The sequence below is a fragment of the Spirosoma migulaei genome, assembly GCF_054776855.1.
Window position 1 is genome coordinate 69,735 of the sequence record NZ_BAAHBG010000028.1, and the last position, 23,371, is coordinate 93,105.

Consider the following 23,371-nt stretch of genomic DNA (forward strand, 5'->3'; position numbering starts at 1 on the left):
TTGTTTCTGGCTTTTGCAAAATGCGCCTGACTTACCAATAAACGAAATGGGATATTTTTTTGCCATGGTGCAAAATTATCAAAACGTCTATAGGTTTATCAGGCGCTTCTTTACATATATGGGTATTTACTATTAAGACTCAATAGTTAATAAATGGTTATCATTTTTAATAAAAAAAGTTAGTCCCAAAGAGACTAACTTTTAAGAACCCATATATGTATTGCCAATTGTAAAACATGGCTATTAGTCATCTAACGTAAAAACATATAATTGGTTGAGTTACTAAATCGCCATTTAATAAACTCCGGCCGGGTTTCACATTCATTGTCAGCAACTTGATGTATTTCTAAAAATCCAGACACGAACCTTAAATAACTTCGTGTACAATAAATCACCCCGACATCCGAAAGAAAGTATACCACCGGATTTAACGGGGCTGCCTTCGCGGGCCGATATGTTGAGGCTGGTTAGTAATGGTGAACCCATCATAGCAATTACCATTTTCTTAAGCTCTTAATCGACTAAGAGCCGTTTACTGGAAGATAGCCGGGGATTGACGCCGTATTTTTGATTTGCGGAATACTCGCCATGAATTGTTAACGAATTCAGGCCGAGACTTGGGAGCACGGGTATTATTAAATCCGTAGGTTACATTCGTTGTTAGGCTACGGTTCTCTCATTGCGTTTGCCAATCAATTTTACCAGGCTGTTTTGGCCAAGCTTCATAAATAAAGTGTCCGGCGAAACAGCCCCCCAGGAAACAGGAGAAAGCAGAAAGCAGAAAGCCCTAAAAACACAAAAGCCACTGATAATCAGTGGCTTTTACTTTCTCTTGTTTGCCCTTGTTAGAGCCTTTTGTACCGGGAGCCGGACTCGAACCGGCATGTCCTTGCAGACAATGGTGTTTGAGACCATCGCGTCTACCGATTCCGCCATCCCGGCGACAGAATCGTCTCTGTTTCCAGAGATGCGTTTGTCAAACGTGGCTGCAAAAGTAAGGAGAAAGAAGGAAAGGAGAAAGGAGAAAGAAAAGAAATCTTCATTATTTCTCCTTTCCTGACTTTCTACTCATACCGTAATGCATCAATCGGGTCTAATTTGGAGGCTCGCACGGCCGGGTAAATTCCAGCAAACAGCCCAACCGTTATACAGACCACAAGACCCAGTCCCATCCAGGCCCAGGGCACAACAAAGCCGCCTTTTCCCTGGCTGATCACACCCGAAATCAGGTTACCTACCCCCAGGCCCAATAGAACACCGCCTACTCCACCAAGAATGCAAATAACAATGGCTTCAATCAGGAACTGCTCCCGAATACGTTGGGGGGTAGCCCCGAGCGATTTCCGAATGCCTATTTCGCGGGTCCGTTCGGTAACGGATACCAGCATGATGTTCAGCAACGCAATAGAAGCACCGAGTAAGGTAATGAAACCAATACCAAACCCGCCAATCCGCAAATAACCGGTTATGTTCTCCGTTTCCTTCGCCAGATCATCGGCTCGCTCAATCTCGAAGGAATCAGGTTGGCCAAGTTGATCACGCCGAACTAACCGCATTGTGCCCCGTGCTTCGTCAACAGCTTCATCCTGATCTGATACGGTGGGTACTGATGCGGTAATATCGAATGTCAGTTGCTGGCTCCCTGCCAGGGCCCGGGCATTATCGAGCGGAATCAGGATGATCCGATCATCGCCCCCACCCGAGAACCCTCCTTTCTTGGCCAACACACCCACAATTTTATACTGGTTTCCAGCCACCCGTATGACCTGATTAATCGGGTTCAACTTCCTCTCGAATAAGGTATTCGCCACTTCACTGCCAATTATGGCCACGTTGCGAGCGGCAGTCAGATCATTCGGCGTTAGGTTACGACCAGTTTCCATCGTGAATCCTTTCACATTCAGGTAGGCATCGTCGCCCCCGGTAAGCTGAATGTTCGGGTTTGTTTTCTTCGATCCGAATTTAGCCTGAGCGGCCCCGGCCACCACAGACGAAACAGAAATGGTAGCCCCATACGGAAATCGGCGTTTGAACTGAACCGCATCAAAATAATCGATCGGTGCATCCTGCCGCTGTACCCGCCCCCCCCGTCGGAATGCATCCTGTCGGGCTACAATGCTAAATGTATTGGCTCCTAGTCCTTCAAAACTACTATTCACTGAACTCTGAATACCCTCAATAGCCGTCAGAATACCCACCAACGAGGTAATACCAATGGCAATAATGAGTGAAGTCAGAATAGTCCGAAGTCGGTTACCAGCAATCGACCGCAACCCTTCGCGTATGTTTTCGAGTAGATTCATGAAAAAGGAGAAGGGAGGAAAGGGAGGCAGGAGGAAAGGAAGTTGACCATACATTCTCCCTTTATTCCCTTTCCTCCCCTTCCTCCTATTTTTTGCACAATATTTGCTTATCTTTCGTTATTACAAAACTACCACGAGCATTCTTAATAGGGAAACCAATGAAACGGCTGCTGTTACCGCTTATCCTAATTCTGACCCTGGTGGGCCGGACATGGGCCTCTAAAATCCTGATTCCTATGGATGATGCCCAGAAAAATCATCTCAAAGCCTATGGGATTGCCTATTGGGTACTGAAAGTTCATGATACCGAAATTGACTGGTTACTCAACTATCGGGGTGGTTCGTTTATGCTCCCCCAAAGTCAGTCGTTTATCAACGAAATGGTCATTCGTGGGGTTAGTTACGAGGTAATTTCAGATGCCCAATCAGCACAGATCTTAAGCGAGGTTGCTGCTGCTGATGCCAATATGGATGCCGTGAAATTGCAGAAACCACCCAAGGTTGCTGTTTATTCGCCCAAAACAAAGCAACCCTGGGACGATGCCGTAACCATGGTAATGTCTTACGCCGAAATTCCTTATGATGTTGTTTTCGATGAAGAAGTGATGAACGGCAAGTTACCCGAATATGACTGGATACACTTGCACCATGAGGATTTTACGGGACAATATGGCAAGTTTTTCCACTTCAAAGATCAGCCCTGGTACATTGCTCAGAAACGCGAAGCCGAAACAATTGCGCATAAGTTTGGCTTCACGAAAGTGCCCCAGTTAAAATTGGCGGTAGCCCAGAAAATTCGTGATTTCGTGCTGGGTGGAGGCTACCTGTTTGCCATGTGTAACGCTACGGATACCTACGACATCGCACTGGCCTCTCACAACACCGATATTGTCGATTCGTTTTACGATGGTGATCCTGCCGACCCCAACGCCAATAGCAAATTGGATTACAGCCAGACGTTTGCGTTTCGTAACTTCCAGGTCTATACGAATCCTTACCTGATCGAGTTCTCCAACATCGACAACCAACCCGAAGAGCGCGGCCTGAGCGAACACAATGACTACTTTACGCTCTTTCAGTTCTCGGCCAAGTATGATCCTATTCCAACCATGCTAACCCAAAACCACCTGAACGTGATTAAGGGATTTATGGGTCAGACAACCGCGTTCAAGAAAAACCTGATTAAGCCCGAAGTGGTCATCATGGCCGAAAATCGCTCGGCGGGCGAGGCTCGTTATGTTCACTCGCCTTATGGCCGTGGCTTCTTTACATTCTATGGTGGCCACGATCCTGAAGACTATCGGCACGAAATCGGCGAAGAACCTACAGATCTGAATCTGCATCCTAATTCAGCTGGCTATCGCCTGATCCTGAATAATATTCTGTTCCCAGCGGCTAAGAAGAAGAAGCAGAAAACGTAGGAGGACTGAGTCATATCAACTTTAACAACAACTTAACTTATTTTTACTCAGGCTTTAATGATCAGTCGGGTAGTTAGCGAATCAATTCATTTTTCGTTATCTACCATGAAAAAGCTTATAGCATACATTCTGACTGCCCTGTTACTAACCAGTTGTACAACCATTCGTCAGGGTGAAGTTGGCGTTAAACGCAAGCTGGGGAAATTAGATCCAGTTGTCCGCGGATCGGGCGTACATACCTACAATCCCTTTACAACAACCATCATTAAGGTGCCAACCCGCACCATCAATCTGCCGCTTGCCCTCGAAAACATTCCGTCAAAAGAAGGGCTGAACATAACAGCCGAAATGGCTGTCCTCTACCGCGTTCTACCCGAAAAAGCTCCCGAAGTACTTTCTACCATTGGTGACCGCTACGAAAATGTAGTCATTGTCAGTGTATTCCGATCAGCAGCTACGGACGTTTGCGCCCGATATTTTGCCAAAGATATGTACACCGGTCAGCGGGAAGAGATCGAAAAAGAAATTGCGGCCGAAATGCACACCGTGCTGGAGAAACGGGGTATTGTGGTGGAGAGTGTTCTGATGAAAAGCATTCAGCTACCCAAAGGACTTGCACAATCCATTGAACAAAAGCTCGAAGCGGAGCAACAGGCCCAGCAAATGGAGTTTGTCCTGATGAAAGAGCGTAAAGAAGCCGATCGAAAAGTAATTGAAGCAAAAGGAATTGCCGACTCACAAAAGATTATTTCAGAAGGACTTAACAAGCAGCTCATCGAGTATAAAACCATCGAAGCCTTCAGGCAGTAGGCGGCTTCCCCTAATGCGAAAATTATAGTCACAGACGGAAAAACGCCAATGTTAATTAGTCCAAACGGACAATAGACTCATTCAACGTTCAGGTTTCGTGTTCCAGCTAAAGTTGCTAACCCATGAACACGAAACCTGTAGCCTAATTAAGGGTCAATTATCAAACCATTCATCAACAACTTCTTCACGGCCTTTGCTTTCAAGTTTCCGTTCCAGATCATCAGGGATTTTCGGAAAGAAGTCGAGTCCCGTTAGTTGTTCTATAAGATCCACAGGCACAACAAAGTCTTTTATCGAGTTGGTGGACCCTTCATTATTGAGCAAAAAGCCAATCATCCGAATTTCGGGCTTATTGCAATACAGAATAACTTTATAAAACTTAGCAGGTACGCTTACTTCATTACTTTTCCCAATAGTGGGCAAACCGGGCTTTAACACCGGCCCTGTCACGACATAAAGTCCATTATCGCGCCGGGCCCACAACCGCACCTGGTTTTCGAGATCACTCCAAATACCCCGATTAAACTGAGGCTCCTGCGGTGTGATATTGCTCATAAAGAACGTCTCCCGCATCATTCGCTGCGAAAACTTAAAGTCGGCAGCCGGGGCCAGATGCCCTCGATCATAGCCAGAACGGGTATAGTCGGCAGGGAGCGCAGTCCCGTTTTCAACGGATGGGTCGGGTTTGAACTGTTCGTATTTTCGGTCGGCGTCGCCCGTAGTTTCGTAGGCAAGTAGCGGGTAAGCCACCCATTCCGCATCTTTATATTGATCCCGATAGCTAAGCGTATAACCTTCATGACGAATCAACTCACCATTAGCCCTGGATATCGGCAACAGGAAATCGACCTGTTTTTCAAAATCAAACCGCTGGTTACCCGAAGATGCCTCCGAGGGCTTGTTCGAATTTACATCGCTGGCTTCACTTTCATCGGAGGACGATGACTTCCCTCCTCCCCGCTTGTCGGTAGTCTCATCTGAGTTGGGCTCAGGCGCTTTGTAGGGGTTAGAATCCTCCCGGTCTGATCGGGATCGACCCAAACCAATCATCTGCCGAAAGTCATTCCAGAACGCCACAACGGGCTGGGTCCGGCCACCGTAGTGAAGAAAAAGCCCGATCAGGAAAAACACGAATAGCATAACCAGCGTGTTGCCCCGTAGGCGGAAGCCCTTACGAGCGTATTTTTGGGTCGAAAATCGAGGTTTGACGAACATAAGTGTAAATCTACAAACGGTTTACGGTTTTGGATTTATGGCCCTCGTCAATTCACATACCACCTATACGTAAACCTTGAACTGTAAACCTCAAAGTGCTGTTTTTCTCCCATGTCATCTCTGAATATTATTGTTATCGGTGGCGGGGCCGCTGGCTTTTTCGGGGCAATTACGGCTGCAGAAACCTTTCCCAACGCTACCGTTACCATTCTCGAAAAAAACCGTACTGTACTGAATAAAGTCCGCATCTCGGGCGGGGGCCGTTGCAATGTTACCCATGCCTGCTTTGATAACCGGAAGTTGATAAAATACTATCCCCGTGGCGAGAAACCCTTACGATCCCTGCTCAGCCAGTTCGATGCTGCTTCTACCGTTGACTGGTTCGAGCGTAGGGGGGTTAAGCTGAAAACCGAAGCCGACGGGCGTATGTTTCCAGCCACCAATACCTCCGAAACAATTGTCGATTGTTTGCTCAACACCGCCCGCCAGTTAGGTATTCAGGTTCGTACCAGTTGCGGAGTTGCTACTCTTCGGCGGAATGGCTCCTCACGATGGTCTGTCGAGTTGCTCACGAACGAAACGCTCATCGCCGACCGGGTGCTTATTGCCACGGGTGGCTACCCGCAACTAACGTCCTACAGCTGGCTTCCAGAACAAACAGAGCCGCTTCTTTCGCCAGTTCCTTCGTTATTTACGTTCAATACGCCGGATAGTTATTTGTTGCCGCTGGCCGGCGTGTCGGTGCCCGACGCTAAGGTGTATGTGCTGGAAACCAAGCAAGAGCAACGCGGCCCAGTTCTGATCACCCACTGGGGATTCAGTGGTCCGGCTATATTGCGATTATCCGCCTGGGCAGCCCGCGAGCTGGCCGATGCTCATTACCGTTTCACACTCCGTATCAACTGGACGCCCGATCTGAACGATAATTCGCTTCGCAGCAAGTTGCAGGATTTCCGCCAGCAAAATGGCCGAAAACAAGTTGTTTCCCAGAATCCCTTCGGCTTACCATCCCGATTATGGCAGGCATTTGCGGTAGAAGCAGGCATTTCAGATCTGCAACGCTGGGCCGACCTGCCCGCCAAGCTCCTGAATCGATTAGCAGAACGCATCATTAACAGTCAGTTTCAGGTATCAGGAAAAACGACGTTCAAAGATGAGTTTGTGACCTGTGGTGGCATTTCACTCGATGGACTGAACCAGCAAACCCTGGAAAGCAAAGCCCAGCCGGGACTGTTTTTTGCGGGAGAAGTGCTGGACGTTGATGGCATCACAGGCGGCTTCAATTTCCAGAATGCCTGGACCACAGGCTTTATTGCCGGGTTAGCTATCGGCAATAAAGCGTCTTCATTACAGCCGAGTTCAGCTAGTTAGGCGGCAGACGATAGATCCAGATTCGCATCCGATTGATCTCCCAGATCCCAACTCGGATCATTGGCATCCAGTTGAGTCGATTGTCGGGCAGATAATGTAGACTGATAGGCGCGCTGAAGTTCGATCAAAGCTTCCTGCCCTGTTTGCCATCTTCGTATAACGTTTACCTGGCGCACGAGCTCCGGCGATTTGGGTACGTTTATCTGGGCAAAGTATTCCGGCATGCGTTCCGTCATCCGACTTACCAGTTCTTCGATCGAGCCACTAATGAGCTCGGGCGATAGTTTGGTAATCTGGATAAGTGCACGGGCCATGGAGGCTGTATAAAAAGCGCAGTCGATATCCTGATGCCGTATGGGTACACCATCGTGCAGGCGCTGGAGATTGAGTCCACCATCTTCCAATCGCTCCGAAGCAGCGGGACTACCAACTGGTTGGGGAAATACAGTATCTACGTATCGCTTAAACTTGTCCCACCAGGGTGGTTTTCCGTTTGGCTTCAAGGTATCACAGAAGAGAACACGCTGGGGCAGATCAGGCTGTTGCGTGTTCATCAGTAATAATGCGGCTCCCAAATGGCGATCATCGGCAGCATGACGGCGTTGTACAACAAAACAATGAAGTTGCTGATGGCTTTCCGCCTGAAGTCGCTCGGTCATTGTTTTAATGGCCCGCAGTGAATCTTCCATATACCCTTCTGTTACTACATGAATGGGTAGCAGGGTTGAGAATAAGGCTTCGTGTCGAAGCTGACGGGCAATCAGATTCAAGGCCGTTGTATCCGACCGTCGGGTGCCAAAATAGTAGCCAATATCTTCCCGGGCTTCACCAGCGGGCATATCAGCAAAACTCACCGAGTCGCCATAAGCCCCCTGCCGACTGGTTGGGCTGTACCGAAATGGCACTTCCAGATGTTCGCGATGGGCAGCTAGATTATAAATGCGTTTTTCAAATTTTGCCAGTAACGGCTCGTAGGCGTCTGGCTCAAAATAAACCTGATTACTGGAGCGCAACAGGTGCTGGGCAATAGCATCCTGCTGGAGCAAGCGCTCCAGGGCATCATCATGATGCTTAAAATAACTGCGTAAGGCTCCTTGTTGAATAAATTCTTCGGTGTCGTGTTCAACCTCTACACTCCGGTCTGCACCTGCTACCGTACCCTGCTCGATCCACTGGCGCAGGTATTGGGTTACGGATTCATCGAAGGCAAGATTGGCTTGCTCCGCCTGTTCTTTGGTATACTCAGTTTGGTAAATTTGTAGGCGATTTATTGGCTCGGGTTCACTAAAACCGAGTGCCATCAATGCATTCATGCAGGTTGTTAGGGCTTTCTAAAGTTTTCTCTAAAATACGACTTTTCAGTGGATTATTTTGTCGTATAAATAACCTGCTATCAATATATTTTTAACTTAGTATGAATAAACAAATCAGGCAGGCTTGCGCGGATAAACTACCGTTCATCCCCAGCAAACCTGTCTGACTATTTTCAGTAAATTAGCTCTAATACTGACTTACGACGGCTTATTTCTCAGCACTGCCCGAGCGTTTTCCTCATCCCGCTTTAATTGGGCAACCAGTGCTGGTAATCCATCAAATTTCTGTTCTGGTCGAAGAAACTCCCGAAACCTTAACGTTAAATGTTCACCGTAGATATCTTTGTCAAAATCGAAGATATACGTTTCAATGGTTTGATTCGTACCGGCAACCGTTGGGCGGAATCCAATATTGAGCATGCCGCCAAGCGTCTGTCCACCGTATTCTACATCAACAGCGTAGACACCATTTGCCGGAACAAGCTTAGCTGGGTCGTCTACCTGCATATTGGCGGTTGGGAAGCCAATCGTGCGGCCCAATTGCCGCCCTTTTACAATCGTTCCCGTCAGATTGTATTCCCTGCCCAGAAATAGATGGGCGGTATGAACATGGCCCTCGTTGAGAGCCGCCCGAATTTTAGAGGAGCTCACACCTACAGCGTCTATATCCTGACGGGGTATTTCTTCGACTTCAAACCCGTATTCACTCTGATGCGCCCGGATGTACTCAAATCCGCCTTCACGGTCGCGGCCAAACCGGTGGTCGTAACCAATGACCAGTTTTTTAGTGCCGATTTTTTCAAGTAGAATCTGGCGGATGTACTCCTCCGAGGTCAGTTGCGAGAACGAACGGGTAAACGGAATAATCACTAAGTGATCAACCCCCGCCTGATCAAGTAAGTCAATTTTTTCATCGAGGGTTGTCAGCAGTTTTAGATTCTGGCTATCATTGGAGACAACGGTGCGTGGATGTGGCCAATACGTAATCAACACCGACTCTCCCCCACTCGTTTTGGCAACCTCGGTTAGCCGGGCTAAAATAGTCTGGTGCCCGCGGTGTACACCATCAAAAGTCCCACTTGTTACAATGGCGTTTGCTAGCGGTTGTATATCATTGAGCCCTCTATAAATAATCATTCGATGGTATATAGAAGCCAGGGATTGACCATTCCTGACAAATTCCTGACAAAATTAATTTTCCCGGCACGTTTCAATAAATTTTTCGATGGTGTGCGCATCCTCTACCCGGAAATCGCCGATACGTGTCCGGCGTAAGCTACTCATATACGCTCCATTATTGAGCAGTAGGCCAATATCGCGTACCAGGCTGCGAATATAGGTGCCTTTAGAACACACGATACGAAAATCTACTTCGGGGAAACGATTGACCTCCACCTCAAATACCAAAACGGTTACCTGTCGGGCTTTAATTCCCCCTTCAACCCGGTCAGCAGTTTCACCCCGACGGGCCTTTTCATACAACCGCTCCCCATTGACCCGGATAGCCGAATAAATAGGGGGAACTTGCAGAATATCGCCCGTAAGCTGTTGGGCGGCTACCCGAATTTGTTCGGGTGTAATACCAGACGTATCAAATTCGGCGTCGAAGGTGGTTTCAAGATCGACGGATGGTGTGGTCTTGCCAAGCACAAGTGTTCCGGTATATTCTTTTTCCTGCGCCTGATACTGGTCAATTTGTTTGGTCATTTTACCAGTGCAAAGAATGAGTAAGCCGGTAGCTAATGGATCAAGCGTACCCGCATGACCAATTTTCTTGAACTTACAGGCATATTTTAGCTTGTTGGCCACATCGAACGATGTCCAGGTAAGCGGTTTATCAATCAGAATAATCTGACCGGGATCGGGAGTTTGTTGTAACACAGAGATACACAGAGAAGCACAAAGATACACGGCGGAAAGCCTCTTGATATCGTTGTGCTTCTCTGTGTATCTCTGTGAACTATTTTTATAAAACGTCTAACTTCACACCGGCTGCCACCAGGCCCAATAACAAAAGACCCAGCGCAATACGGTAATAACCAAATACTTTAAACCCGTAGCGCGTTAGAAAGCCAACAAAGCCCCGAATGGCCAGCAGGCCCACTATAAAGGCAATCGCGTTGCCGATGAGCAACATCTGGTAATCATCGGGTTGGAGAAGTTTATAGGTTTTGAGGAGCTTATAGCCAGAGGCAGCCGCCATTGTGGGTACCGCCAAAAAGAACGAAAACTCGGCCGCCTGCGTCCGGGTCAGCCCCTGGAACATACCCCCAATAATGGTTGCGGCCGACCGTGAAACACCAGGAATCATGGCGATGCACTGAAAAAAGCCAATCTTCAGTGCATCTGGTACGCTTACATCCCCATCCTTAGGCTGTACGTTCACGATTCGGTCAATAAATACCAAAACGATTCCACCCAGCAACAGTGTAATTGCTACGACCACCACATTTTCGAGCAGCGAATCAATGAAATCGTTCAGTAAAAAACCAATGACAGCGGCAGGCAGAAACGCAATCAGAATTTTGCTGTAAAAATCCAGCATAGGTTGCCAGCGAACAGGAAAGGATTTCAGATAGCCCGGCACTACAAACGATTCCGTACGGGGATCCGTTAGGAACCGGCGATGATACAGTACCAATACAGATAGAATACAGCCGAACTGGATATCAACAGTATATAGTTTAGTGAATTCGTTACCGGCAATACCAGCCAGAGAAGAGTAGATAATCATGTGACCCGTTGAGGAAACCGGAAGAAACTCGGTAAGCCCCTCAATAATGGCCAACGCAATTGCGTGAATAAGCTCCATTAAAAGTAGTTATAAAGTTAGAGAGCCATAAAGTTATTGAGTTGAAAAGAGACCGCCACTAAAGGGAATCACTTTTCAACTCAATAACTTTATGGCTCTCTAACTTTCCTTACGCCTTTGGGCGAGCAAGGATAGCGAAAAATTCAAGAACAAAACCGCCCATAACAACAATAGGCCCAAGCGTAAGTCCCAGGAAGCCAAAGCCGAACTCTTCTTTATCCAGGCTCATAATAAAAAAACCGGCCAGAATGATACCGATGCCCGCTAACATCAGTGTATAGTTTTGCCGACCAAACGGAAGGGCAGCTGCCGACGTCCGGGAAGCCTCGCTGCTCACCGTGCGGGTCGAAGCCGTTTTGGGAGCTACGCTAGTCGCAACTACTGTTTTCTTAGCTGGTTCGTCGCGGATTAGTGTTGCCGGGCCAGCCTGTTTATCTTTTGCCATAGTCTTTTTGTGTTATCAATATAACTCATCCAATGTCAGTCCCAGATACCGGTGAACAGCCTGGAACGTACTTACAAAACCGATCAGCACACCTAGCCCAACAATGCCCGCCATCAAAAAGGTTATCTTTTCTGGGTCCTGGAAAGTCGATAACTCAGGCAGGTTATGGATGGCAAGTTGCAAACTTGCCAGCAACAAGCCAACGGCAATAACGCCTGCCAACAACCCCTGCCACATACCACGTCCCAGAAACGGCCGAGTAATGAACGCATTGGTAGCACCAACCAGTTGCATACTCCGAATCAACATCCGTTGCGAGTGAAGCGCTAGTCGGATCGTATTATTCATCAGTACCACAATAATGATCAGTAAGATCACTGCAAAGGCCGACATGATGGCGTAAATCTTAGTGATATTCCTATTGATGTTATCTACCAGATTTTCCTGATAAACAACTTCGAACACACCGTCGATTTGCTCTAAATCCTGTTTAACCTCCTGCAACTTGGCTTCCTCAAAATACCCTTCATTCAGTTTGATCCGATAGCTGTCATGCAGCGGATTCTCCCCCAGAAACTTCGAAAAATCCTCTTTTGTTTCAGCGATAAACTCTTTGGCGGCTTCATCTTTCGTAACCAGACTAACCTGCGCTTTACCGTTAGCCTTCAGAACATAAGGTCGCCCAGCAATCGTTTGAAATAAGGCTTCCGCCTTTTTCTCACTGAGGTCTTTATCTAAAAACGCCCGGATTTCATAGTTTTCGCGGATATAGGTAACCAGCTTTTTTGACTGTATAGCCAGCAATCCACAAAAACCAATTAAAAACAATGCCAGCGTCAGGCTAAACAAAATCATGCCGCTGGGATACGCACCTACTTTTTTCTTCGTACGAGCCATTCAGGGGTTCGTGTTATGGGACAAAAATAACGGATTAAACCGCTAAGCGGTCCAATTTAACAAAATTTAGCATTCTGCACCTGAGAAACCAACGTAATGGGCTCTATTCCCCGTATAGTTACGTCCAATATTTCAGCTAACCGAATATTTCAGTTTATATGAGGTCCGTTAGGCTTCATTTCCAGGATTTCTACCAGGTTTACAACGCGATATATCAACTCAAGTAGAATCAAGAGAATAGTTGATAAAACTTGCGTTTACAAACCTTGCACTGATAGATTTTAACTGGAAGGGACTTAGCCCATTCGGGGCGATGCATTCGTTTGAGAGTAACGCTGTCACAGTTGGGACATCGCTTTTTAAACGTAACCTTTCTATACAGGTAGATGGCCATTAAGGCAAACAGGATACCCAAAAGGGTAATCAAACCATACTCTTCCAAAAACTTCATCATGTTAAAAAATCCACCGAATCACTCCATAAACCAACACAAACGTAACCAGCCAGATGGCTATCCAGGTCAGGGTACGGATTGTTCCATGGTTTTTTTGGCTCATGACAAAGCAGAGGCTAGGGGCTGAGTTTACGTATCCCTACATACGTACAATGTAGCTTAACGGTTGCTCAACTGCAACAAAAGTTCAATCTATTATTCAATAAATGCCATGAATATACTAAAAAGAATCTTTCTGCAAAAATGATGACTTAACCAATGAGCAAGACGGGCAAAACATACCGCCTAAAATCTGTAAAAATAATCGACTGAAGAAGGCATAATGAAGCGTACTTATTCCTAAATGGAATAAACTGTACAAGGAAAATCAGCAATACGAAAGCAGCATAAGTGGGCGAAATTATTTTTCAAATCGACAATGAAGTTCGCTTAGCGATTAGCCCTACCTGATAATATTTCTTCCCGCAGGCCGCACAGTGATAGGCTTTACTCGGAACAAATTTCATCAATTTAGGACGGGCTATCCGGTCGGGGTAGGGATTTCCGCAGGTCGGGCAGCTCTTTTTAAAACGAATTGTTCGGAAGAGGTACAGTAGCAATGAGGCCATGACAACTGAGCCAACAGCCAGGAGGATAAGATGGAGCGACATGGTTCAGAGGAATTAGAGTGGGTTACTTACTAGATGATTAAACCCTAAAATAGTCACCCCAACAGACTCTAAAAACCGCAATGCATAGATCGAATTTATTAAACGGCTAAATCAATCCCTCCCCCCGAAAATTTAGTTGGAATCCGGCATTGTGATAGAGCGAAGAGATTATAAAGCCCGTATACCCCTGACTTATAAAAAAGCCCCTACTAGCAAAATCTAGCAGGGGCCTGGCCTATTAAGTATGAATTCTAGTATACTAGTAACGGTATGGTAACAGTATTTGATGGATTGAAGTAAATTATTAGTTACCAAATATTCAAATCATCTAACAAAAGATACAATTAAAGCCAATCATTATCCAATTATCAGCACTTAACTCAATGACTGATTGCTATTCGTTCCATTAATTTTGTTTCTCGAATCAGGAGCACTACACACCTCTTGCGGATACCCTACCTCAACTAAATACAACCCATTTGCTGGGGCGGCTCTACCTGCTTTGTTTCGGTCTCTGGACAGAATAATCTGTTCAAACTGATCAAGGTTCATTCGTTCCTGTCCGATCTCAATCATAGTCCCAACAATGGTACGAACCATACCCCACAGGAACCGGTTCGCCCGAATATGGAACGTTAGGGTATTCTCGTCAATACGTTCCCAATAGGCAAAATCGAGCCGACAGTTAAAGTGCGTTACGTTTGCGCGGGCTTTGCTGAAACTTTGAAAATTAGTATGTTGTAACATCAACTGACAGGCATCATTCATTATGGCTTCGTTGAGCACTGGCCGAAAATGATATGTCAGGCCACTTTGAAACGCACTTTTCTGGCGGCAGATTCGATACTGATAGTACCGAAAGATGGCCGAAAAGCGAGCGTGGTGGTTTTCCTGAACCGGAAAAATCCGGTGAATAACAATGTCTTCAGGTAGAATACAATTAATGGAATAGAGAAGAGCTTCGGTCAGTGGAAGTGGCTCATTTACATCGAAATGAGCAAACTGCTGGCTGGCATGAACGCCCGCATCTGTTCGGCCACTGGCAACCACATACATAGGTTTACCAAGTCGTTTGGTCAATGCGGCTTCGAGCGTGGTTTGTACACTGCATCCATTTGCCTGTGTTTGCCAGCCATGATAGGCCGTACCCCGGTACGATAATTCAATAAAATAACGCATCGCTGGCAAAAGTACCGCTTAATCGCTTGTCCCGCTAGTTACTCTTCCCTAATCATCTTTCGATGCTCCTTACCCCAGTCGATCATCGCCTGTATAATGTTCGCAAAAGTTTTGCAATAGGGCGTTGTTTCATATTCTACCAGCACTGGCGAATCGGGATACACCTTACGTACAATTATCTTGTTCATTTCCATCTCTTTCAATTCCTTCGAAAGCATCCGGGTCGTGATTAGGGGAATGCTTCGCTGTATTTCCCGAAACCGCTTGTTTCCATTACACAAGGAGTTGATAATCGGCAATTTCCACTTACCCCCAATTACATAAATCGTATCCTGAAGGGCTTGTATTTCCTCTGCCGGGTTTCTATTCGTTGCTGTCTCAGCCATTTTTGATCTCTGTCATTTTGGTATACACGAGTATACTGATTACAAAGTTATACCAATCTGCAAATACCTTTGTCGGGTCATAAAAAAATAACTGAAATGAACCCAACAAAGGAATTCAATAGCCGGAATCGGCGCACCGTTTTTATTACAGGAACCAGCACAGGACTGGGAAAACTAACAGCCATCTATTTTGCGAAACAAGGCTGGAATGTGGCTGCTACCATGCGCACCCCAGAAGCCGAAACCGAACTAACGCAGCACCCTACTATCCAGATTTTCAAACTGGATGTGACCGATGTTGAGCAGGTAAAAACCGCGACAGAGCAGGCCATTGCGGCATTCGGTAAAATTGATGTCGTCGTGAATAATGCCGGGATGGGAACCTATGGCCCGCTGGAATTCGCCGAAGAAGCAACCATCGATTGGCAGTTTGCCGTAAATGTGCGCGGTCCCATCAACGTGATTCGTGCTTTTTTACCTCACTTTAGAGCGAACGGCGGTGGTCTGTTCATCAACATCAGCTCGTTCATGGGTGTAACGACAGCTGTACCCATTGGCTCCTTGTACAACATGTCGAAGTTCGCACTGGAAGGGCTGACCGAAGGATTGTATTACGAATTGAAGCCGTTGAACATTGAGTTGCGCCTGGTGGAACAGGGCGGTTCTACGGGAAATAATTTCGGGGCTAATATTATTTGGAACACGCACGAAACCATAAAGGATTATGATGCCATAACAGATAAGGTAAAAGGCCTGATAGGCAAGTCGGACCCTAGCCTACTGGATGATCCACAGGATATTGTTGATGTAATTTATAACCTCGCCACTGGCCAAAGCAAACAATTCCGAACCCTGGTAGGTAATACGGGAAAAGGGTTAATGGCTCTTAGAAATTCGGTTCCTATTGAAGACTATTTAGAAAAAATAGCTGCTAATTTCCAGTAATTGATTTGGTCTTGAGCTATAAAAGCAAAAAGCACGTATCCAGCCAGACACGCGCTTTTTGCTAAAGCTGTATTTATTAACGTGGACCACGCCCACGATGTTCTCCTCCAGTTGATCCACCACTAGGTTGTTGGGGCTGGATTTGTGGCTGTTGCGGTTGCATACTACGTCCACCACCCTGCGGCATCTGATGAATTTCTCCACCGCTTCGTCCACCGGGCATCGGCTGCGAACTCATCTGGGGTTGCCGATCAACGCGTTCGAATGACCGGTTAGGCTGTTGCATTCCCCCTGGAGAAGCATTTCCCTGTTGAACTCCTCCAGGCGCGTAACTTCCCCGATTCGACTCAAAGCGATTCGACTGAGGTTGAGGATTACCAGGAACAGGCGTTGCACCGTAACTCCCCCCTCGATCCACTGGCGCATTCCCACTATAATTACCACGATTAGGCATAGTAGCTCCACCATCGTTAGGTCGATTAGGCGTAGCGTTGTTGTTATAATCCCGGTTTGGTGTTCCATTGCTATTGTTTCCGTTATAACCTCCTCGGTTTGGAGCACCATTGCCGTTGTAGTCTCGGTTCGGCGTATTATTGCCATTGGTATAATCCCGATTGGGCGCATTACCAGGACCATTATAATACCCTCTGTTCGATGGCATGTTACCGCCATAATTAGGTCGGGGCGAATTATCGAACCGGTCATTACGACCATAATCCCGCCGGTTATCATAGCCCCCACCAGGGCGATAAAAGCCTACCGACCCATTCCCAATGACCGAACGTCCCGGCCGATCCATATGATCGATTCGATAGACAGGAACACTCCGACGCGTAATCCGCTCAATATCGCCACGCGGTGGGCCATACACATAAGCCCGGTTGTTTGAGCGATAGATATTATTAAAGATTATCGTGTTCTGATAGATATTTACGACCTGAGGGCGGGGTACATAATAACTATACAAGTTCGGGCTGGTAATGTAAATCTGCGGCACGAAGGTCCAGTAGAAAGCCGGAATGTTAATATTCACGTTGATATCCCAGCCAGGAGCCAGTGGAGCCCAGCCATAATATCCACCACCCGACCGCCACGATACCCAGGCTGGACCCCAGTCTGAACCCGGAATCCATAGCCAGCCACCAAAAGCCTGATCGAAAATCCAGCGGCCATAGTGAAAGGGAGCCCATCCCCAGGGATAATCCGATACCCAAGTGTTACCATATTCCGTTACAACCCAATGACCAGCACTTGCATACGGCTGAAAATCAGGCCCGGCATTGGGCAACCACACATTACCGTAACCAGGATGCTGTATCCACTGCCCATAGGGAGCCAACTCATTATAGAACGACTCAACAGGCACACTAACGCCTGGCTGAGCAGCCACTTTGCCAGAATAGACAAAGCCACTCATTACCAGCGCAATCAGGGCAATATATTTTAGTATTCTCTGGGTTTCCATGGCGAGATGTTGTTTATCAGGAAGAGCTATTCAAACTCTTCGAGAGTTAGATAGTCTGAACAGGTAAACGTTTAACGAACTACTAAAAAAAACGCTTATTTCTGGCATAAAAAAACATCCCGAAAGGGTAAACCTTTTCGGGATGTTGATTCGAAATAGAAGCTACTAATGCCTTACTCTTCGTTGGTAATAAACATTTTCGGTTTGGGTGCTTCAATACCATCTTTACCAAACTGCCGGGCAATATTCTCAAGCATGTAATAATAGGTCTCCCAATAGGTCTCGCTCTTGGTCCAGACCCGCACATCGTAATCGCGGGAGTTAGGATTCAGTTTGGCAATCAACACATCATGTTCACGATCCTTAAGCGCATACGGGCAGGCTTCGATCACACGCATAATAGAGGCTTTTGTAGCATCAATATCGTTCTGACTACCCACACCGTACACCTGATCAACCCGAATAACCCCTTTCGTGCTAATATTCACAATTGCCGAGGTTGACAGAGGACCGTTGGGCAGAATAATCGTTTTGTTATCTAACGTTACCAGCGTGGTATCGAAGATGCGGATGGCTTCCACATTGCCCGTGAATCCCTGAGCTGTCACCAAATCACCAACACGAAATGGCTTGAAAATTAAAATCAAGACACCACCAGCAAAGTTAGCTAAGCTCCCCTGAAGTGCCAGCCCAACGGCCAACCCAGCCGCACCGATAATGGCGACAAAGGAGGTGGTTTGAACACCAAGCGTACTGGCAATACTCAACAGCAGCAATACCCGCAGAATTCCGTTCACGAGGGAGATTAGAAACGGTTGCACGTCGCGGTCAACGTGCCGTTTTGTCATCGCGGATGATAATAGTCTGGTAATCCAGCCAATTACCCAAAGACCAACAATAAGGGTTATGATGGCCAGTAGCACACGGCCACCATAGAGCGTAACAAACGTTACTAGCTGGGTGTAAAAAAGTTCGACTCTGGTTTGCGCCTGTTCCATAAGTTACTAGGATGGAAAGTTAGTTTGGAACTAAGACGCGGGTAAACAGAAAAGTAACTCACTGGAAGCTACTCATATATAGTAAGTTTTATGCAAATTTTGACTCTATAGCCAGTTTTTACGCCGGAATATCCAAACGGTCAACGCAGATGATAGAACCATCATGGCTAATGCAAAAACGTATCCGTATTTCCAATGTACCTCTGGCATCTCATCGAAGTTCATGCCCCAGATACTGGCTAGTAAGGTAGGTGGTAGAAAAACCAGCGAAACAACCGTAAATATTTTGACAACCCGGTTTTGTTCCAGATCAATTAAACCGAGGTAGGTATTCTGTAAAAACTCCAGTCGTTCAAAAATAAAATTCGTGTGATCGATCAGGGAATTGATGTCTTTGATCAGTGTTCGGAGTCGTTGCTGTTCGAGTTCGTTAAACCACCCATCGGAGCGAATCATCGACGATATAACGCGCTGTTTATCAACCACATTTTCCCGAATTGACATGGTTAATTCCTGGTAATCGTTGATATTGAGCAGCATTTCCTTGTCGAGGTTCGCATCCAGATCAAGTATTCGATTGATTGCCTTGATTTCACCCGACACCAATTCAATCAAATCAGCATCGTAATCAATCCTCGACTCGAAAATGGAGATCAATATCTGTGCCCCATCGCTAAACAACGCCCGGCGCGACTTGATGCGCTTGACCGTGTCGGCAAAGGACTTTATATCGGCATTGCGATAGGTGAACAGGGTGTCGTCTTTAAGGATAAAACTGACGGGGACGGTTACGTAGCGCTGTTCCTGATCAGGCACCAGGAAATTGGAATTAGCGATCATAAAGTCGTCCTCTTCAATATAGCGCGAACTGCTTTCAATTTCCAGCTGCTCCTGCTGACTCAGAAAATCCACATCGAATTTTTCTTCAACACTCTTAATTTCGGCGGCTGTCGGGTTTTGCAGATCCACCCAGAGGGTTCGCTCGGTGTCGGAAAAGGAGTCAATATCACGGATTTTTCGAACGGCGGTTTCGTCCTGCTGAAAGATGCGAATCATGGTAGCTGAGTGGCAAGTATTGGGCCGCTAAGTTCGCAGAAAAGAATGGTACTGGCGCATGCCGGTTTGTTATTCCGAGCCTACCGCCCATTGGCTACTTTATGAAACTGGTAAAACAGAGTTTCAAGCAATCGGTCATCTTAGTCACCTCACTTTATGTCAGCGTTTGATACAACATTCATTATACGCAATATCTATAGATCCTTTCTGATGACGAATGAAGAGTTTCGGCCCCACTACGCACAAATTCCCGGCAAATAGTGTTATCTATCTAACCAGCCCTAACCCGGTCGGTTAATGATTATGCAACCGGAGTATAAAGTCGATTCTTCATCAACTAGTCAACTCACTGAAACGCAACGGACTGCCCAGCCCAATGCCAGTGATATTTGGGAAACAGCGCTTACCCTGGGACTTCCAGCCGCCCTTTGGCGATTACCCAATCATCAGGATAAACACCTGATTGTATCATTTGACGAGATACTGCCTCGCGTTTCGGCTGATCTGGATGAATTGCCTGCTGGTTTTCTCGTGAGCCCTTTCGATAATCTCGCAAAGGATGCACCCGTAGAAGCGCTGTTAGCTGAGCATTTGGATACAACGGGTAGCGTACCGCAAACCCTTTTTTTGCGGGCCGATATCCAGGCAATTTTTCCCGAGAGTGGACCTTCTTCAGTAAAGCAAAACGAGCATACAACCGCGTCGGTAGAAACCACTGACCAGTTCTGGCATGAATTATCGGTTCGGTCTACACATAAAACGAGCCGTAAAACGACGTCTGGATCGCCTACGCCTGTCCTTGACCCTACTATACAGGTCGTTTACGAGCGAAATGTAAAGGAAGCGGTAGAATCCATTAAACGGGGTGAATTGCGAAAGGTTGTTTTAGCGCGAACAAAGCAAGTTTTGTTTACTGATGCACCAAATGCCATTGAGCTGTTTGATAAGCTTTGTCAAAAGTACCCTACTGCGTTCGTATCGGCGGTTTCGATTCCGGAACGGGGACAAATCTGGATGAGTGCCACCCCAGAGCGCTTAGTCAGCATGAGCGCCGATGGCATTTTTCAGACGGCATCGCTGGCGGGTACGCAATCGGCCTTTCATCCGGATGGTACGGCTAAACAACCGTCCAAAGCCATGTGGTCGCAGAAGGAAATTGAAGAGCAGGCAATCGTGAGCCGCTATATTATTGAATGTTTCAAGAAAATCCGATTACGGGAGTACATTGAGGAAGGGCCCAAAACCATTATTGCGGGTAATCTGATGCACCTTGGCACTTCGTACACCGTAGATACACAGGCTGTTCGCTACCCACAACTGGGTACGGTTATGTTGCGGTTATTACATCCAACATCAGCCGTTTGCGGAACGCCCCGGAATGCAGCCTTTACTTTTATTCGGCAACACGAGCCCCACGATCGCGAATTATACAGCGGTTTTCTGGGGCCGGTGAACATAAATGCGAATAATGAAGGACCTACAAGTAGTATTTTTGTACACATTCGGTGTATGAAACTCGAAGGCAAACTGGCTACCCTATATGCGGGTGCAGGGATAACCGAAGATTCGGAACCTGAACAGGAGTGGCAGGAAACCGAAATGAAATGTCAAACCTTACTTAAGGTAATGATGAATGTAGAATGAATAATGTATAATAGATTGTATGTCAACCTATTATACATTATTCATTCTACATTCATCATTACTTAGGCCCCTTCGGCTGGGTCATTCGGGGCCCGGGAGCCATCTTCTGCGGTTCGATCACCCGCTTCGCTAGCAGCCGATGATTGGGTGTCAGCGTCAGGCGCGGTGCCCTCATTGTCGGCGTTTTTCGTCGTAATCAGGGGTTCTTCACCCGGTTGTGTATGTGCCATAGGTCGTGAGTGATATTGTTGAGAATTAGACTGGCTTACGTTGCCATCTACAACAAAACCGCTTCCGGTCAGGCATTGTTTACTCCATACTATCGTCGTCCAGATCGTCGTCGATACTATCGTCGTCTAAATCTTCATCCAGATCTTCCGGATTAAAGTCGTCTTCAATGTCGTCCAGATCATCGGCTCCATAGCCGCTACCGGCTCCTGAACCCAGTTCATCGAAGTCGGCTCCGTCTTCATCGAAGTCATCATCATCGTCGTCAAATGCAGCTGATTCTGGATCAGGGTTCAACATCAGCACGTCTTCATCCTGATCAAACGTTGGCTGGTAAATCATGGTTAATAAAGGATAAAAGTTAGTTCACTTCGTTTAACGCGGCTCTTTCCCGGAAGGTTTAAACAGCGCCCAAACTTATTGAATAAATGATTCAAAACTACAAGGGCTGTATAAAGTTTATTCAATAAGCTACCTGAATTAGTTCGTTACCAAGTCATTGTAGTGCTTGGCCAAAATAGATTCTTTGGAGCCCGTTGATTCAAGTAGCACAGAAACCAGTATCTACAAAAATTTATTTTGAACAAGTACAAGTCATCTTATGTCACTAGCCTAGCCACTTTACAACACGACCAAATCCGTATCTAATGAAGAATTATCAGCTCCGGCGCCTGTCCGACCAACCCATTCTGCAAACGAGTGATGTACCCCCCAGTATTGATGGTTTTGAAGTCCTGGGGGCATTCAACCCCGCAGCCTGCCTGTTCAACGATGAAGTTCTACTTCTATTACGTGTGGCAGAGGCTCCAAAAGCCGAAGTAGGTTCCATCATTATACCCTTAATTGAGGAGCAGGATGGCATTCCATCACTGGTAATCAAGCGCTTTGCAGAGCCTACCGCCCCCTATGACCCTCGTGTAATTACGTTAAATGGGAAGGTTTATCTAACCTCGCTAAGTCACCTGCGCCTTGCCCGAAGCAAAGATGGCATTCATTTCACAATTGATGAAAAGCCATTTTTATTCCCTGCCCGCATGGACGAATCCTATGGTATCGAAGACGCCCGGATTACATTTTTAGACGGTAAATACTGGATTACATATACCGCTGTATCCGAACACGGCCCTGGCGTTGGCCTGGCTGTTACAACCGATTTCGTGACTGTTGAGCGCGTTGGTATGATTTTACCACCTCCAAACAAAGATGTGGCTTTGTTTCCTCAGAAAATTAATGGAAAATACATGCTGCTTCACCGCCCTATGGTATCGGACATCGGTAAGCCATCGATTTGGCTGGCCGAATCAGACGATAGTGTTCACTGGGGAAATCATCGCTTTTTGTTTGGGGGCCGTGGTCATACCAGTCTGGATCCACTCGCGAATCCGTTTGGTTGGGAAGGCGCAAAAATAGGTGCCGGCCCTGAACCTATACTCACCGACGAAGGCTGGCTAGTTTGCTACCACGGAGCCGACCCAACCCATTCCTACTCGCTGGCGCTGGCTTTACTAGACAAAGATGACCCTGCGCATGTATTAGACCGGTCTAGCTTGCCCTTACTATCGCCCGAACTTACGTGGGAGCGGGAAGGCTTCTTTCCCAATGTAGTGTTTTCAAACGGCTGGGTTCAGTGGCCTGCCCACAGTGATAAAGCAGGCCAAATCTGGGTGTATTATGGCGCAGCCGATTCGGGGGTTGGACTAGCCGAGCTGGTGCGGAGTTAGTTAATGGTTAGTGAGTTAGTAGTTATTCGTAAGAGTCATTACTAACTCACTAACCACT

General features: G+C 46.8%; 22 protein-coding genes and 1 tRNA gene. 6 read left to right on the plus strand and 17 right to left on the minus strand.

The genetic code is table 11. The features are described 5' to 3' along the window. Positions 1-858: 858 nt before the first annotated feature. Positions 859-942: transfer RNA gene (locus ACYVGO_RS28410), tRNA-Leu, on the minus strand. 122 nt (positions 943-1,064) lie between these two features. Further along, positions 1,065-2,303 (minus strand): ABC transporter permease, encoded by a 1,239-nt coding sequence (locus ACYVGO_RS28415; protein ID WP_142774173.1) that lies wholly within the window; start codon positions 2,301-2,303, stop codon positions 1,065-1,067. A 158-nt stretch (positions 2,304-2,461) separates the two neighbouring features. On the opposite strand from ACYVGO_RS28415, the gene ACYVGO_RS28420 reads away from it, so the two are divergent. Next, positions 2,462-3,724, plus strand: coding sequence for an asparagine synthetase B (locus tag ACYVGO_RS28420; RefSeq protein WP_460972176.1), 1,263 nt, complete (start codon positions 2,462-2,464; stop codon positions 3,722-3,724). Between the two features lie 105 nt (positions 3,725-3,829). Beyond that, entirely contained in the window at positions 3,830-4,534 is a 705-nt protein-coding gene (locus ACYVGO_RS28425; protein ID WP_460972177.1) for a prohibitin family protein, read from the plus strand. Positions 4,535-4,687: 153 nt separating this feature from the next. Here ACYVGO_RS28425 and ACYVGO_RS28430 read toward each other — a convergent pair whose 3' ends face one another. Beyond that, positions 4,688-5,749: a DNA/RNA non-specific endonuclease gene (locus ACYVGO_RS28430; RefSeq protein WP_460972178.1), complete on the minus strand. Its 1,062-nt coding sequence runs from the start codon at positions 5,747-5,749 to the stop codon at positions 4,688-4,690. Between the two features lie 111 nt (positions 5,750-5,860). Between ACYVGO_RS28430 and ACYVGO_RS28435 the strand changes: the two genes are divergently transcribed. Beyond that, positions 5,861-7,120, plus strand: a complete 1,260-nt coding sequence (locus ACYVGO_RS28435) for a BaiN/RdsA family NAD(P)/FAD-dependent oxidoreductase (RefSeq protein WP_460972179.1) — start codon at positions 5,861-5,863, stop codon at positions 7,118-7,120. Here the strand turns inward: ACYVGO_RS28435 and ACYVGO_RS28440 are convergent. The 9 genes from ACYVGO_RS28440 to ACYVGO_RS28480 all read right to left on the minus strand — a co-directional run bounded on the left by ACYVGO_RS28440 (position 7,117) and on the right by ACYVGO_RS28480 (position 15,256). Continuing rightward, positions 7,117-8,433, minus strand: coding sequence for a hypothetical protein (locus ACYVGO_RS28440; RefSeq protein ID WP_460972180.1), 1,317 nt, complete (start codon positions 8,431-8,433; stop codon positions 7,117-7,119). The genes ACYVGO_RS28435 and ACYVGO_RS28440 overlap by 4 nt on opposite strands. Before the next feature lie 198 nt (positions 8,434-8,631). Next, positions 8,632-9,570, minus strand: a complete 939-nt coding sequence (locus ACYVGO_RS28445; RefSeq protein ID WP_142774178.1) for a bifunctional riboflavin kinase/FAD synthetase — start codon at positions 9,568-9,570, stop codon at positions 8,632-8,634. A 54-nt stretch (positions 9,571-9,624) separates the two neighbouring features. Beyond that, positions 9,625-10,314, minus strand: a complete 690-nt coding sequence (truB, locus tag ACYVGO_RS28450) for a tRNA pseudouridine(55) synthase TruB (RefSeq protein WP_460972181.1) — start codon at positions 10,312-10,314, stop codon at positions 9,625-9,627. An 85-nt stretch (positions 10,315-10,399) separates the two neighbouring features. After that, a complete protein-coding gene (locus tag ACYVGO_RS28455; RefSeq protein ID WP_142774179.1) occupies positions 10,400-11,245 on the minus strand; it encodes an undecaprenyl-diphosphate phosphatase in 846 nt (281 codons plus the stop codon). 109 nt (positions 11,246-11,354) lie between these two features. Further along, complete coding sequence (locus ACYVGO_RS28460) at positions 11,355-11,690, minus strand: DUF3098 domain-containing protein (protein WP_142774180.1); 336 nt, start codon at positions 11,688-11,690, stop codon at positions 11,355-11,357. A 15-nt stretch (positions 11,691-11,705) separates the two neighbouring features. Then, positions 11,706-12,587, minus strand: coding sequence for a cell division protein FtsX (locus tag ACYVGO_RS28465; RefSeq protein ID WP_460972182.1), 882 nt, complete (start codon positions 12,585-12,587; stop codon positions 11,706-11,708). 861 nt (positions 12,588-13,448) lie between these two features. Next, positions 13,449-13,691, minus strand: coding sequence for a hypothetical protein (locus ACYVGO_RS28470; RefSeq protein WP_460972183.1), 243 nt, complete (start codon positions 13,689-13,691; stop codon positions 13,449-13,451). A gap of 375 nt (positions 13,692-14,066) precedes the next feature. Then, entirely contained in the window at positions 14,067-14,870 is an 804-nt protein-coding gene (truA, locus tag ACYVGO_RS28475) for a tRNA pseudouridine(38-40) synthase TruA (RefSeq protein ID WP_460972184.1), read from the minus strand. Between the two features lie 38 nt (positions 14,871-14,908). Next, complete coding sequence (locus ACYVGO_RS28480; protein WP_460972185.1) at positions 14,909-15,256, minus strand: winged helix-turn-helix transcriptional regulator; 348 nt, start codon at positions 15,254-15,256, stop codon at positions 14,909-14,911. Positions 15,257-15,352: 96 nt separating this feature from the next. On the opposite strand from ACYVGO_RS28480, the gene ACYVGO_RS28485 reads away from it, so the two are divergent. Further along, positions 15,353-16,201 (plus strand): SDR family oxidoreductase, encoded by an 849-nt coding sequence (locus ACYVGO_RS28485; protein WP_460972186.1) that lies wholly within the window; start codon positions 15,353-15,355, stop codon positions 16,199-16,201. A 76-nt stretch (positions 16,202-16,277) separates the two neighbouring features. Here ACYVGO_RS28485 and ACYVGO_RS28490 read toward each other — a convergent pair whose 3' ends face one another. The 3 genes from ACYVGO_RS28490 to corA form a co-directional block, all read right to left on the minus strand. Further along, positions 16,278-17,666 carry a DUF6600 domain-containing protein gene (locus tag ACYVGO_RS28490; RefSeq protein WP_460972187.1) on the minus strand — a complete coding sequence of 463 codons (1,389 nt, stop codon included), beginning with the start codon at positions 17,664-17,666 and terminating at the stop codon, positions 16,278-16,280. A 173-nt stretch (positions 17,667-17,839) separates the two neighbouring features. Continuing rightward, complete coding sequence (locus ACYVGO_RS28495) at positions 17,840-18,664, minus strand: mechanosensitive ion channel family protein (protein ID WP_460972188.1); 825 nt, start codon at positions 18,662-18,664, stop codon at positions 17,840-17,842. A gap of 105 nt (positions 18,665-18,769) precedes the next feature. Beyond that, positions 18,770-19,720 carry a magnesium/cobalt transporter CorA gene (corA, locus tag ACYVGO_RS28500; RefSeq protein WP_142774187.1) on the minus strand — a complete coding sequence of 317 codons (951 nt, stop codon included), beginning with the start codon at positions 19,718-19,720 and terminating at the stop codon, positions 18,770-18,772. A 303-nt stretch (positions 19,721-20,023) separates the two neighbouring features. Here corA and ACYVGO_RS28505 point away from each other — a divergent pair, with 303 nt between their 5' ends. After that, entirely contained in the window at positions 20,024-21,364 is a 1,341-nt protein-coding gene (locus ACYVGO_RS28505; RefSeq protein ID WP_460972223.1) for an isochorismate synthase, read from the plus strand. 62 nt (positions 21,365-21,426) lie between these two features. Here ACYVGO_RS28505 and ACYVGO_RS28510 read toward each other — a convergent pair whose 3' ends face one another. After that, the gene (locus ACYVGO_RS28510; RefSeq protein ID WP_168207848.1) at positions 21,427-21,594 is read right to left on the minus strand and encodes a hypothetical protein; all 168 of its coding nucleotides are present in this window, start codon (positions 21,592-21,594) and stop codon (positions 21,427-21,429) included. Between the two features lie 79 nt (positions 21,595-21,673). Beyond that, on the minus strand, positions 21,674-21,934 hold the full coding sequence (locus ACYVGO_RS28515; RefSeq protein ID WP_142774188.1) for an adhesin: 261 nt from the start codon (positions 21,932-21,934) through the stop codon (positions 21,674-21,676). 305 nt (positions 21,935-22,239) lie between these two features. Here ACYVGO_RS28515 and ACYVGO_RS28520 point away from each other — a divergent pair, with 305 nt between their 5' ends. Further along, positions 22,240-23,313 carry a glycoside hydrolase family 130 protein gene (locus ACYVGO_RS28520; protein WP_460972190.1) on the plus strand — a complete coding sequence of 358 codons (1,074 nt, stop codon included), beginning with the start codon at positions 22,240-22,242 and terminating at the stop codon, positions 23,311-23,313. The last annotated feature ends 58 nt before the right edge of the window (positions 23,314-23,371 follow it).